The following is an 11,334-nucleotide window of genomic DNA, read 5'->3' on the forward strand; positions in this document are numbered from 1 at the left end:
CGGGGGCGTCCACCGCCCCTACAAGGATCTTTGCCGTACCGGCAAAAGGGGGGTCAGACGAGCAGCCGCAGCAGATGCGCGCAGGCGGCGGCCTCGTCCGGGTGGCGGGCGAGGACTTCGTCCCGGCCGCGTTCGTACGCTCCGATCTCCCATCCGCCGCCTGCCGCCCGTCGTACGAAGAGGAAGTCGGGCGGGGTGGGTGCCGGCTCGTGGACGCCTTCGATCCGGTAGTAGCCGCCGGGGATCCGGGCCTCCACGAGTGCGGCGTGCAACGTCTGACGGTCCACGGGGCGTTACGCGCCCGCGGGCGTGAGATAGCCGTGGTCCAGCAGCCACTTCACGTTCAGCCACTCGCCCTCGCCCGGGTTCAGGAAGACGGGGTCGAGCTTGATCTGCTGGCCGCCACCGGGCTGCTCGAACCACGGGGCGATGCTGCCCTGCCAGACCCAGAAGGGCTTCGCCACCTTGTAGACGCGGTAGTCGCAGGGGGTCGCCGCGTCACGGGTGTTGAGGCTCTGCGGGGGCAGGGCCCGCTCGGCGTAGGAGTCGCCGGCCGGGGCCAGGTAGCCGCCGTACTCCGAGCCGAAGCGGTCCAGGCGCTGGCCGGTGCGGAGCTTGGCGGGCTCCTTGTCGATCTCGCCGTTGACCTCGCCGAAGCCGTCGTTGGGCGGGTACTTCCAGCTTCCGGTGTCCGCGGGCCCCTCCCAGTACTTCTTGAGGAAGGCCTGCGGGGAGAGGTCGCCGGTGCGCTGGTAGCCCTTCAGGAGCGGGCCGACCGGGGCGAGTCGGTTGTTCGGCAGCCACTTCGGGCCCAGCCGGGCGTCGCCGCGGTATTCGCCGGTGCAGGGTTCGTGCCGCTCGGCGGCGGCCGGGGCGCCGGGCTGCGGGGCGGCGTTCGCGGCGGGGGCGGCGATCAGTCCGGCGGTGATGCCGAGCGCGGCAAGTACGGTACGCATACGGTTCATTCAGGGATCCCCTCGAGCACTGATGATCAATCGGACAGCTGACGAAGGGTAACCGTTCAGCTACCTGACGCATCCGCGCCATGCCGCTTTTCGGCCATGCCGGACCATGAGGGAACAGCACCGCGCCCCGGCCGGGAGGAACAGGGGCCCGGCCGGGGCGCGATGAGCGAAGCAGTGCCTGCCGCTAGCTGACGTTGACGTCGATGCAGGCGTAGAAGGCGTTGGAGGTGTCCGCGATGTTCCACACCGCGAGGACCTTCTGCTGACCGGTCTTGCTGCCGAAGTCGACCTGATGGGTGACGGTGGCACCGGGCTGCGCGCCGCCGTCGTCGAACTCGGCGATCTTCTCGCCGCCGATGAAGTACTGCCAGGTGCTGGTCGAGTGGCGGGCGGTGATCTTCCACTCGAACTGCTGCGAGCGGTTCACCGGGGTGACCGCCCAGCCCTTGGAGTCGTCGTCGAGCTCGGCGAAGCCGCTGTTCCCGCCGCTGCAGCTGGTGAGACCCTTGGGTCCCTCGACGCTCTGCGGCTCGTAGCTGATCGATCCGCAGCTGACCGTGCCGGCGGCGCACTGCGCCTGCCTGCTGGGCGGGTCGGAGATGTAGCCGTGGGCGCTGGCGGAGCTCGCCGGGAGGCTCAGGGCGAGGACCGGGGCGAGAACGGCGCCGACGGCGAGAGCGGTCTTCCTCTTCGTGTTCATGCTTCTCCTTCACATGAGACCGCACCGTGCGGTGGCGGGCCGTGGGGGGCCCGGCTTCGACGGCGAGGCCTCGCGAGTGTGGGGCCAACGAGGCGCGAAGGGCACAAGTCCCTTGCCGGACAGGCCGGATGACCGGTGCCGGAAAGGCCTTGCACTTGGACTAGACCATACTCACCGTCGCGTACGCGTCAAGAGAGTCGCGGAAGTCCCGGGAGAGGCGCCGACCGGGCGCGGACCTCGGCGAACGGTCACCGCGCCCGGCCGTGAAACGCCATCACCCCTGGTCGTCGCCGTAGCGGATCGTGACGCGCTCGAAGCCGAGGGAGCCGAGGAGCCCCTTCAGCATGTCCGCGGTGTTCTTCTCGGCGCGGGCGGTCAGCCCGCTCTCCTTCGCCGCCTCCCCGATGTGCCGGACGGCCAGTTGGTTGACCGCCTGTTCACTGCCCGGGTTGTCGGAGAAGAGGTCGCCGAGCCGGTCGAGGAGTCCGCGCTGCTTGGCGACGGCGTAGGAGCGGTCCGGGTCCAGGGCCGGCCTGCCCAGCACCGCGTGCGGCAGCCGGATCTCGGCGGTGGTGCGGTCCTCGTCGACGACGACGCCGTCCTCGGTGACCTTCCCCAGGTCGACGGAGGCGCCGACGGTGCCCGCGCCGACGAACAGGGTGCGGGTGCCGCGCACCGCGTCGGGCAGGAACCTCGCGTCCTTCTCCAGGTCGACGACGACCTGGAAGTTGCCCGAGGCCGCCTCGTACGCGCTCATGTCCTGGATCGACTTGAGAACCGCGGGGCCGGACCGGTCGTGGGTCTCCTCCCCGAAGAGGCTGTCGAGTCCGGGCAGCAGGCTGAGCCTGCCGCCGGCGAACAGCAGGGCCAGGACGGCCGCGATGATGCCGGCGGCCTTCAGCAGGCCCCGGCCGGGACGGGGCGTGGTCTTCCTCCCGCTCTGCGGGGAGCTGTCCGTGGTCGCGTCGCTGGACGTCATGGACTGCATGTGACCCGCTGCCGGGCGTTCAACCCATCTCCCTTATGAAATGGGCCAGTTCGGGTACGTGCGTGCAGACGGCCGCGGCCACCGGGGGGAGCGGCCCCGGGCCCTGCTCCGGTGAGCCCCTGCGGTCAGCGCCGGCGGAGCCGGTCCAGCAGGGCGCGGCCGGCGCCGGGCCGCGCGCCGTCGCCGGCGGAACGCCCGCCCGAGCCCCTGGCCTCGGACCCGGGCTTCGCCGGGGCCTTCGTCCTGGTCCGGGACGCCGTGGCCTTCGCGGCCTTCGGCTCCGGCGCGGGCTTCTCCTCCGTGGCCCGCGGGGGGTGCGCGTACGCGTGGTAGCGGTGGCTGAGGCGGCGGCCCAGGAGGAAGTAGCCGAGGAGGGCGCCCGCCGTGTTGAGGATGACGTCGTCGATGTCGAAGGCGCGGCCGGTGACCAGGGCGCCCTGGACCAGTTCCACGAGGACCATGACGGTGGCGGTCAGCAGCGTCATGCTGATCATGCGCAGGCGGCGCGGTACGAGGATGGGCAGCAGCAGCCCGAAGGGCACGCCGAGCAGCAGGTTTCCGCCCGCCTGCTTGCACGCCGCGAGGAAGGTGTAGTCCTCGGCGTACTGGCGCAGGGAGCGGCCCGGCCGCAGATTCGAGGTGACGATGTCCTCGGAGGCCGGGGAGGGGGTGAGGGTCACCTTGGCCAGGAGGACGGAGAAGAGCACCAGCCCCAGCAGCACGACCGTCAGGACGGTCACCCTCAGCAGTACGCGTGCCCATGTCCCCTGTCGCGTACGGGGTTTCGTCTCTGCGGTCATGGCGGACGAGTGCCCACGCCGGGGTGGAAAACACACAGGCGGGCGCCCGAGCCCGGAAATCGCCCGGCCGTCCGACGCTGCCTGCGACGATGGGCGCATGAACGCACGTGAGAAGAAGGACCTGCTGGCCGAAACCGACCGGCTGCGCGAGGAGGGCCGGGCCGGGGAGGCGCGCGAGCGGCTGCTCGCCCTGACCGCCCGGCTCCCCGACGACGCGGAGGTGGCCTACCGGACCGCGTGGGTCCACGACGTCCTGGGCCTGGAGTCCGAGGCGGTGGCGTACTACGAGCGCAGCCTGGCGGGGACGGGGCTCGGCGCGGAGGACCGGCGGGGGGCGCTGCTGGGGCTGGGCAGTACCTACCGCGTGCTGGGGCGTTACGGGCAGGCCGTGGAGACGCTCCGGCGGGGCGTCGAGGAGTTCCCGGACGACGGGGCGCTGCGGACGTTCCTGGCGATGGCCCTGTTCAACACGGAGGAGCACCACGAGGCGATGCGGCTCCTGCTGCGGCTGGTGGCCTCGACCAGTGACGACCGGCATGTCCAGAAGTACCGGTCGGCCATCGAGCACTACGCGAAGGATCTCCACGAGACCATGTGACCCGGGCACCCCGGCCCGCGTGGGCGGGGCCCGGCCTGAGGGCCCGGCCCGGCGGCGCGCCGCGTCGGTGGCGGAGCACCGGACGCGGGCGGTCGCGTACCGAGAATGCACGCGTGCACTCCTCTCCCCCGCCTTGGCCCCCCTCGTCCGCCGCGCCGCGGGCCGACGGCGTTCCGCGCCACGGCGAGTGGCCGCTGCTGCTCCTGTCCGCCGCCTCCGGGGCGGCGGACGCGTTCGTCTTCCTCTGTGTGGGCCAGGTCTTCGCCGGGGTGATGACCGGGAACCTGGTCCTGCTCGGGGCCTCGGCCGCCGGGGCGGGGGAGGACGGCGTCGCGGTGCGGGTGGTGTCCGCCCTGGCGGCGTACGTCTGCGGGGCCGCGTCCGGTGCGCTGCTGGCCCGGCGGGCCCCGGGGGTGATGCTGCCGCTGGAGGTCGTCCTGCTCGGGGCGGCGGCCGTGCTGTGGGGGCTCGGTCTGGTCGCGTCGTACGGTGACCGGCTCGGGCTGCTGGCCCTGGTGTCGCTGGCGATGGGCATCCAGGGGCGCATCCAGGTGACGCCGACGAACTATCTGACCGGGACCCTCACCTCGCTCGTCGCCCGCGCGGCGGTACGGGAGCTGGGGCCGGGTGACGGCTGGGCGCTGGGCCGGCTGGGAGCGGTGGTGGCCGGGGCGGGGGTCGCGGCGCTGACGGAACGGTGGTGGAGCCCGGGGGCCGCACTGGGTGCGGTGGTGCTGGCAGCCGCGGCGCTGGCCCTCGAAACCGCGCGGCGGCGGGGCTGAGGACCGGGGCCGGGTGCGGGGAAGCCCCGGCCGGATCGGGGGAATCCAGCCGGGGCGGCTTGAGTGCGGGCATGAAGGGCGGTCGCCTCTCGGCGGGGGGCTCCATGGGGCTTCGGCTCTGCGATCGTCCCCATGGGCCGGTGGTGAGGCCCGGGGACACGGTCCCCCTCACACCCACGTATAGATGAACGATAAACCATCTTGGGCTGTTCCCGGGCCTCCGCCGCCATGGATGTGATCCATGGCACGGAGTCCCCGGTTCCGCCGCCGGGCGGGGCCCGGCGAGGTCAGCTCCGGGGCGCCTCGGCGGTGCCGTAGCGCCGGCGGAACCTCTCCACGCGGCCGGCCGTGTCGAGCGCCTGGCGGCCCCCGGTGTGGAAGGGATGGCTCGCCGACGAGGTCTCCACGTCGATGACGGGGTAGGTGTTGCCGTCCTCCCAGGTCACGCGCTCGGCGGAGTCGGCGGTCGAGCGGGTCAGGAAGGCGGTGTCCGCGGCGCGGTCACGGAAGACCACGGGGCGGGAGACGGGGTGGATACGGGGCTTCATCGATGCGTTCCTTCCTCACCGCCGGTGGGCGGTGCCGTACGGGGGATCAGTCGACCCGGCGGCCGGTCAGCGGGTCTCGCGGAAGATGACGTGCCGCCCGGCGGCGGGGTCGAACTTGCGCAGTTCCAGCCGGTCGGGGGTGTTGCGGCGGTTCTTTCGGGTGACGTAGCCGCTCCCCGTTCCGGCGGTGGACCGGAGGGTCACGACGGGCCTGAGTTCGTTGCGTGCCATGGGCGCCTCCCGTGGTGGTCGACGACCCCACCCCCCATAACGGGAATGGGATTCGTTTTCGTTCTGATGGGACAACGCGGCCCACCCCGTCGGCATTCCCGGGCCGGACCGCCCCGCGCCCGGAGGCCGTCAGGGGCGCGTCCAGCCTCCGTCCGGCCCGCGCCGCACGGCCTCCGTCGCCGCCAGGAAGCGGGTGGACTCCTGCTCCCCGGCGCGCCAGGACGGGTCGACCAGCCCGCTCAGCGCGACGAGACGGAAGATGAGCGCCCGGATCAGCATCTGCCGCCACCGGGGGTCCTCTCCCCCGCCAGTCAGGAGGCTCGGGGCGGGCTCGTACCAGAGCAGGCCGTCCGCGATCACGACGGCCTCCGCGTAGAGGGGTGGCCGCCAGTAGGGGGAGAAGTCGATGACGACGGGGTCCTGGCCGGGTGCGAAGAGTACGTTGCCGGCGAGGTCGCCGTGGACGATCTGCGCCGCCGCCTCCACGGGCTGCCGCAGGGACAGCAGGAGCGAGAGCGGTTCGGCGAGCTCGGCGACCACGTCGGCCTCCTCCTCGCCCCAGGCGACCCGGTCGGCCACCGCCCAGGGGTGGGTCCGGCGGTCCAGGAAGCCGGGGCGGGGCTGCTCGCGGAGGGCCGCGTGGAGAGCGCGGCCGACGGCGACGACCTCGGGCCAACGCCCCCGGGGGCCGGGGCGGCCCGCCATGAACGCGGCGGCCGTCCAGCCGTCGACCACGCAGTCTCCCCCGGCCGACCGCAACGGCCGCGGCACACGGAAGCCTGCACCTCGGGGCAGCCTCTCGAAGACGGACGCGGCCCACTCGGATTCGCCCTCGGTCCCCTCGGCGGGTTTCAGCACGGCCCCACCGACTCGCACGCTGCGTCCCTGACCGCCGGTCAGCGGCTCGGGGGTGCCACGCAGACCGAAGGCGTCGAGAACGGACCGCGGAGGAAGGGAGCGCGGAGGAAGGGAGGGCGGGGAGGCGGAGCGCAGGGGAACGGACTGCGGGGAGACCGGCCGCGGGGGACGGATGGCATGCGGTTGCTCGGGCATGCGAGGCATCCTGCCGGGCGGCCCGGCCGCACGCACGCGCATTCCCGCCCGGCCCCTTCATCCCGGCTCGCCTCTGCCACGGGAGCAGGCCAACACCCCTTACCCGTACGCCCGTTCGGGGGCTACCCCCTCCCGCCCAGCCGGTGGCATATGCCAGAAGCAACACCGCATCGAGTGTTGCCGAATCCCTTACGGGCTGCCGCGGCCTGTGCGACAGTCGATAGCGGTCCACCCCTGAGACCCGGCCGCGCCGCGCCTGTATCGGAGTACGAGATGCCGTCCCATCTGTTCGCGGACCGCCCCGCACCACAGCCCCCCGCGCACGATGCCGTCGACGCCTTGATCCACCGCACGCGTCGACTGCGCGGCGATGTGGACGCCGTGGGGCGGAACACGGCGGTGACCGACCAGGACGGCCCCCAGGCGCGCTGGCAGCGCGCCCTGTGCGACCTGGCCGTCCGGCATCTCGACGACCTCGACCAGCATCTGGGTCAGCTCAAGGCCGGTCTGCCGGCCCAGCGCTCCACCACCGTGGGCGACCGCCCGGCCCCGGAGGGCCCGGCGGCGGGATCCCCGCCGAACCGGGTGGGCAGCGCCGAATGGAACCTCGTCACCGACGAGGTCAGCTGGTCCGACGAGCTGTACGAGATCTTCGGCCGGCCGCCCGGTTCACCGCCCCTCTCCCTGGACGACCTGCCGTCCGTGCTGCTCCCCGAGGACCAGCCGAAGCTGACCTCCATGGTGACGGGCTGCCTCGTGGACGGGCAGCCGATGGACGGGGAGTTCCGCATCGTGCTCCCCGACAGCCGGGTGCGCACGCTCCACATGACGGGCGAACCGGTCCTGGACGCCGAGGGCTGCACCGCCTCCATGTGGGCGGTCCTCCGGGACGTCAGCGAGCTGCGCCGCAGCGAGGAATGTGTCAGCCGGAGCCGGGACTCGGCCCGGCGCGAGGAGCACATCGAGCGCACGGAGCACCGCATGGCCGTGGAGCTCCAGGAGACCGTCCTGCCACCGTGGCGCGGTTCCTCACACCTCCCGCTCCAGGGCTCCGGCGCCCTGGACATCGCCGCCCACTACCTCCCTTCCGTCTCCAGCGGCCTCATCGGCGGCGACTGGTACGACGCGATGGAGCTGCCCGACGGCCGGGCCCTGCTGACCGTCGGCGACCTGACCGGACACGGGATTCCCGCCACCTCGGCCATGGCCATGGTGCTCGGCGCGCTGCGCGGCATGGCCGTCGCCGGCATCGAGCCGGGCGCCCTGATGGGTCACCTCAACCACCTCCTCGAAACGTCGGTGCGACCCGTCCTGGGCAGCGCCCTGTGCTGCCGGTTCGACCCGGCGACCGGCACCCTCTCCTGGGCGCAGGCGGGACACCCCCCGCCCCTGCTCTTCCGCGACGGAACGGGACGCCGACTGCCGCCCCCGGACGGGATGCTGCTCGGTGCCGCGCCCCGGGCCGCCTACGAGCAGGACGAGGTGCGCCTGCTCGCCGGTGACGTGCTGGTGCTGCACACGGACGGCCTGACCCGGCGCAGCGGCCGGGGTGCGGGCCCGGAGCAACTGCTCGCCCTCGCTCCCCGGTTCGCACAGGCCCGTGACGCACAGGAGTGCGTACGGAGCGTGGTCGAGGAGTACGGCGGGACCGAACGCCTGGACGACGCGTGTGTGCTGATCGCCCGGATCGGGGCGTGAGGGAGCGCAGACGCGGGACCGGCCGTGCGGACTGCCGGGGCGTCATGACGGAAGGTACGCGCGGCGGTTACGGCCTCCGCCGACGGACGCGTACGGGGATCAGGCCTGCGTACCCCTGGCCTTCTTGGCGACCGGGCTCTGCGGCAAGGAGAGCTCGATCTGCTCGCGAAGGTCCTGGATCTTGGCGTGACCCGCGAACTGCCCGGTGAGCCGGTACATTTCGCGCAGCCGGTCCCAGGTGCGGTGCGAGGAGGTCTCCCCCATCGACACCAGGGCGAGCCTGGCGTACCGGTCGGCCTGTTCGGGGTCGTTGGCGATGAAGCAGGCCGAGGCGAGCGAGATGTAGTCGAAGATCCTGGACCGCTGACGTTCGTCGACCCGCAGCTCCAGGGCCTGCTTCGCGTGGCGCTGGGCGATGGAGGCGGCCGCCGGGTCGTGCTCGGCCAGCGTACGGAACGCCAGGGCCTGCATGCCGTGCAGGTCGGCCTCGTCGAACATCTGCATCCAGCTCGGCGCCGGCACGTCGCCCTTGTCCGAGACGAAGAGCTCCTCCGCCTCGCCGAGGGTGCGCCGCATGGCCTGGCCCCGGCCCATGGCCGCCTGCGCCCAGGCCTCGATGGTGTGCAGCATCGCCTGCGTACGGGGCAGGGTCTCCTCCCCCGAGCCGGACTTCGCCAGCTTCATCAGGTCCAGCGCGTCGTCGGGGCGGCCCAGGTGCACCATCTGACGCGCGGCGCGGGAGAGCGCCTCCCCGGCGCGCGGCCGGTCGCCGCCCTCCCTGGCCGCGTGGGCGGCGATGACGAAATACTTCTGGGCGGTGGGTTCGAGGCCGACGTCGTGGGACATCCAGCCCGCGAGTACGGCGAGGTTGGCGGCGACGCCCCACAGGCGGCGCTGGAGATGGTCGGGGTGGCGGTAGGCGAGCATGCCTCCCACCTCGTTGAGCTGGCCCACGACGGCCTTGCGCTGGAGTCCGCCGCCGCGGGAGGCGTCCCAGGCCCGGAACACCTCGACCGAGTGCTCCAGGGCCTCGACCTCCTCGGAGCCCACGGGCGCCGCCTCGTACCGGTCGAAACCGGCGGGGTCTGCGTGCTGGGCTTCGCCTGTGCGTGGAGCGTCGGCCGACAGGACGGGATCGCTGTGCAGCCAGTCGTACATGGGGCCGGCGATGGTGGAGCCGGCGGCGAGCGCGGCGCCCGCGCCCACCAGGCCACGTCGGTTGAGCATGAGGTCCATTCCCGTGAATTCGGTGAGGACCGCTGCCGTCCGTTCGGGCGCCCACGGCAGTTGATCGGGATCGTGTTCCGTCCCCGAGTCACGCCGTTTCCCCACACGCCCGCGCCGGCCGAACCCGAGGTCCTCGATGGTCACGACACGGCCGAGCCGCTCGGTGAACAGGACTGCCAGCACCTCCGGCACGGGATCACGGGGGGATTCCCCCATGTCGATCCAGCGCCTGACCCGCGAGGTGTCGGTGGCCAGCTGCGGGTGGCCCATGGCCGCCGCCTGCCGGTTCACCATTCTCGCGAGTTCGCCCTTGGACCAGCCGGCGAGGCCGAACAGGTCGGAAAGGCGGGTGTTGGGTTCTCCGGTCACGTCAAGCCCCCAGGTTCTCGGCTGACTTGACACTAACCCCCTGTCAGGTGCGCTGTGACTATTCGCCAGGGTTCGCCAGGGTCCGCCAGATGGTCTGCCACCCGCGCCCCGGTGTCAGGTAGGAAAGCGCCACCCCGCCCGGCAGCCCTAGGTACTCCCCAGGGTGCCGAACGGCCGTCGGCCGGGTTGGCGCACGTGACTTGTCGGCGCACGAAGGGATCTGTCTCGCCCATGTACACAGCATCGTCCTCCGTGTCCGCCCCGCCCCGGCCGCTCCGTCCCATGGGGACGGGCGGCGGACCGTATCTCGCCCCCCACTCCGGTGCGCAGGGTCTGGGCCGGACCCGGCGGGCGGCGGGACCGGGTGCCGGACCTCTCAGCGGAAGAATCGACCTCTCCGGGCCGCAGGGCGCGCAGGTGCGGATGGCCATCGCCTCCGTGCAGCGCATCTGCCCCGAGTTCAACCCGGTCCAGGTCCTGCGGCGCAGCGGCCGTTCGGTGCTGATCGTGGGCACCACCGGGCGGGCCACCGCCGTGGCGAAGTGTTTACTGGACCACTCCCCCGCCTGGACGGAACGGTTCCAGCACGAAATAGCGGCGTACCGCGCGTTCGTCCGGCACCGCCCCCCGGTTCGGGTGCCCCGGCTGATCGCGGCGGACCCGGAGAACTGCACGCTGGTGATCGAGCGGATGCCCGGCAGGGTGGCGGCGCTGACCCGGCACCCGGCGGAGGCGCCGCCGCGGGCCGACATCCGTGCGGCGCTCGGCGCCATCGCCCGGGTGAACGCCTGGCGGCCGCCGCCCGGACTGTTCGAGGCGCCGCTCGACTACGCCTCGCGGATCGCGCGCTACCACGAGCTCGGCCTGTTCACCGACCGTGACCTGGGTGACCTGCAGAAGCTGCTGCACGGCCTGGCGCACGCGGGCGGCCGCCAGTCCATGGGCCAGTTCTGCCACGGTGACGCGCTGCTCTCCAACATCCTGCTGTCACCGACCGGGCCGGTGCTGGTCGACTGGGAGCACGCGGGCTGGTACCTGCCGGGCTACGACCTGGCGACCCTGTGGGCGGTGCTCGGTGACGCCCCGGTGGCGCGGCGCCAGATCAGCCAGCTGGCGCAGGCCAGGGGGCCGGCCGCACGGGACGCGTTCCTGGTGAACCTGATGCTCGTACTGACCCGCGAGATCCGTAACTACGAGACGGCCGTGCAGCGCACCATGCGCGAGGCGCCCCCGGTGGCCGCGGGCCAGGACCGTCCGGGCGCGCTCTCCTCCGGCGAGGAGCAGCGGCTGCTGCTGCGCAGGCTCCACGACGACTGCGCGATGGCGCGGCGGGCGGTGCGGGCGGCGGTCGGGACGCGCTGAGTCAGCGCTCCCC

General features: G+C 72.8%; 12 protein-coding genes and 1 pseudogene. 4 read left to right on the top strand and 9 right to left on the bottom strand.

Going from position 1 to position 11,334, the window contains the following annotated elements; genetic code table 11:
• Positions 1–53: 53 nt before the first annotated feature.
• The 5 genes from AB0917_RS31005 to AB0917_RS31025 all read right to left on the bottom strand — a co-directional run bounded on the left by AB0917_RS31005 (position 54) and on the right by AB0917_RS31025 (position 3,453).
• Positions 54–287, bottom strand: a complete 234-nt coding sequence (locus AB0917_RS31005) for a hypothetical protein (protein WP_366823015.1) — start codon at positions 285–287, stop codon at positions 54–56.
• A 6-nt stretch (positions 288–293) separates the two neighbouring features.
• Complete coding sequence (locus AB0917_RS31010) at positions 294–965, bottom strand: TNT domain-containing protein (protein WP_366823016.1); 672 nt, start codon at positions 963–965, stop codon at positions 294–296.
• 184 nt (positions 966–1,149) lie between these two features.
• A complete protein-coding gene (locus AB0917_RS31015; RefSeq protein WP_366823017.1) occupies positions 1,150–1,665 on the bottom strand; it encodes a lytic polysaccharide monooxygenase auxiliary activity family 9 protein in 516 nt (171 codons plus the stop codon).
• Between the two features lie 274 nt (positions 1,666–1,939).
• A complete protein-coding gene (locus AB0917_RS31020) occupies positions 1,940–2,644 on the bottom strand; it encodes a DUF4230 domain-containing protein (RefSeq protein WP_366823018.1) in 705 nt (234 codons plus the stop codon).
• 134 nt (positions 2,645–2,778) lie between these two features.
• The gene (locus AB0917_RS31025) at positions 2,779–3,453 is read right to left on the bottom strand and encodes a VanZ family protein (protein WP_366823019.1); all 675 of its coding nucleotides are present in this window, start codon (positions 3,451–3,453) and stop codon (positions 2,779–2,781) included.
• Positions 3,454–3,550: 97 nt separating this feature from the next.
• Here AB0917_RS31025 and AB0917_RS31030 point away from each other — a divergent pair, with 97 nt between their 5' ends.
• The gene (locus tag AB0917_RS31030; RefSeq protein WP_366823020.1) at positions 3,551–4,051 is read left to right on the top strand and encodes a tetratricopeptide repeat protein; all 501 of its coding nucleotides are present in this window, start codon (positions 3,551–3,553) and stop codon (positions 4,049–4,051) included.
• Positions 4,052–4,248: 197 nt separating this feature from the next.
• Positions 4,249–4,896: pseudogene (locus AB0917_RS31035) on the top strand (YoaK family protein).
• A 224-nt stretch (positions 4,897–5,120) separates the two neighbouring features.
• On the opposite strand, the gene AB0917_RS31040 reads toward AB0917_RS31035, so the two are convergent.
• The 3 genes from AB0917_RS31040 to AB0917_RS31050 form a co-directional block, all read right to left on the bottom strand.
• Entirely contained in the window at positions 5,121–5,381 is a 261-nt protein-coding gene (locus tag AB0917_RS31040) for a type B 50S ribosomal protein L31 (protein ID WP_366823021.1), read from the bottom strand.
• Positions 5,382–5,447: 66 nt separating this feature from the next.
• A complete protein-coding gene (gene rpmG / locus AB0917_RS31045) occupies positions 5,448–5,612 on the bottom strand; it encodes a 50S ribosomal protein L33 (protein WP_366823022.1) in 165 nt (54 codons plus the stop codon).
• A gap of 129 nt (positions 5,613–5,741) precedes the next feature.
• The gene (locus AB0917_RS31050; RefSeq protein ID WP_366823023.1) at positions 5,742–6,707 is read right to left on the bottom strand and encodes a phosphotransferase; all 966 of its coding nucleotides are present in this window, start codon (positions 6,705–6,707) and stop codon (positions 5,742–5,744) included.
• Between the two features lie 231 nt (positions 6,708–6,938).
• Here AB0917_RS31050 and AB0917_RS31055 point away from each other — a divergent pair, with 231 nt between their 5' ends.
• Entirely contained in the window at positions 6,939–8,363 is a 1,425-nt protein-coding gene (locus AB0917_RS31055) for a SpoIIE family protein phosphatase (RefSeq protein ID WP_366823024.1), read from the top strand.
• A gap of 99 nt (positions 8,364–8,462) precedes the next feature.
• On the opposite strand, the gene AB0917_RS31060 is transcribed toward AB0917_RS31055, so the two are convergent.
• Positions 8,463–9,959, bottom strand: a complete 1,497-nt coding sequence (locus AB0917_RS31060) for a hypothetical protein (RefSeq protein ID WP_366823025.1) — start codon at positions 9,957–9,959, stop codon at positions 8,463–8,465.
• A 231-nt stretch (positions 9,960–10,190) separates the two neighbouring features.
• Between AB0917_RS31060 and AB0917_RS31065 the strand changes: the two genes are divergently transcribed.
• On the top strand, positions 10,191–11,321 hold the full coding sequence (locus AB0917_RS31065) for an aminoglycoside phosphotransferase family protein (RefSeq protein ID WP_366823026.1): 1,131 nt from the start codon (positions 10,191–10,193) through the stop codon (positions 11,319–11,321).
• Positions 11,322–11,334 lie beyond the last annotated feature (13 nt).

Source organism: Streptomyces sp. NPDC007346, assembly GCF_040703535.1.
Classification (GTDB): domain Bacteria; phylum Actinomycetota; class Actinomycetes; order Streptomycetales; family Streptomycetaceae; genus Streptomyces.

What these genes read in the sequence shown, in the direction of transcription:
- AB0917_RS31010 (WP_366823016.1), bottom strand. Translation starts at nt 965, where the DNA reads ATGAACCGTATGCGTACCGTACTTGCCGCGCTCGGCATCACCGCCGGA.
- AB0917_RS31015 (WP_366823017.1), bottom strand. Translation starts at nt 1,665, where the DNA reads ATGAACACGAAGAGGAAGACCGCTCTCGCCGTCGGCGCCGTTCTCGCC.
- AB0917_RS31020 (WP_366823018.1), bottom strand. Translation starts at nt 2,644, where the DNA reads ATGACGTCCAGCGACGCGACCACGGACAGCTCCCCGCAGAGCGGGAGG.
- AB0917_RS31025 (WP_366823019.1), bottom strand. Translation starts at nt 3,453, where the DNA reads ATGACCGCAGAGACGAAACCCCGTACGCGACAGGGGACATGGGCACGC.
- AB0917_RS31030 (WP_366823020.1), top strand. Translation starts at nt 3,551, where the DNA reads ATGAACGCACGTGAGAAGAAGGACCTGCTGGCCGAAACCGACCGGCTG.
- AB0917_RS31040 (WP_366823021.1), bottom strand. Translation starts at nt 5,381, where the DNA reads ATGAAGCCCCGTATCCACCCCGTCTCCCGCCCCGTGGTCTTCCGTGAC.
- rpmG (WP_366823022.1), bottom strand. Translation starts at nt 5,612, where the DNA reads ATGGCACGCAACGAACTCAGGCCCGTCGTGACCCTCCGGTCCACCGCC.
- AB0917_RS31050 (WP_366823023.1), bottom strand. Translation starts at nt 6,707, where the DNA reads ATGCGCGTGCGTGCGGCCGGGCCGCCCGGCAGGATGCCTCGCATGCCC.
- AB0917_RS31055 (WP_366823024.1), top strand. Translation starts at nt 6,939, where the DNA reads ATGCCGTCCCATCTGTTCGCGGACCGCCCCGCACCACAGCCCCCCGCG.
- AB0917_RS31065 (WP_366823026.1), top strand. Translation starts at nt 10,191, where the DNA reads ATGTACACAGCATCGTCCTCCGTGTCCGCCCCGCCCCGGCCGCTCCGT.